Annotated in this window: 1 protein-coding gene; it reads left to right on the top strand. The window is 61.1% G+C overall.

Annotated elements, in window-relative coordinates; genetic code table 11:
• Positions 1-303, top strand: a 303-nt coding sequence (locus ACXR0M_RS27275) for a hypothetical protein (protein ID WP_458834694.1), incomplete at both ends; no start/stop codon positions are given.

Genomic DNA, 303 nt, shown 5'->3' with positions numbered 1-303 from the left:
AACACCAGCAACGCCGATTTCAAAGCCCTGCACGGCGGTGGCAACGGCACCGAAACCTTCACCTACACCATCACCGATTCGGACGGCGACACCAGCACCGCCAACCTGGTGCTGCAGATCCACAACAACGATGATCCGGTGATCATCAACGGCCTCGACGTGAACGGTGGCGAACTCACCGTCTACGAGAAAAACCTCAGCGACGGCAGCGCCCCGGATTCCACTGCGTTGACCCAAAGCGGCACCTTCACCATCACCGCACTGGACGGCGTCACTACGCTGACCGTCGGCGGCATCGCTGTC

This window comes from Pseudomonas sp. Eth.TT006 (assembly GCF_054456575.1).
The sequence above is the reverse complement of the archived record's forward strand: the minus strand, read 5'-3'. Positions and strand labels throughout refer to the sequence as shown.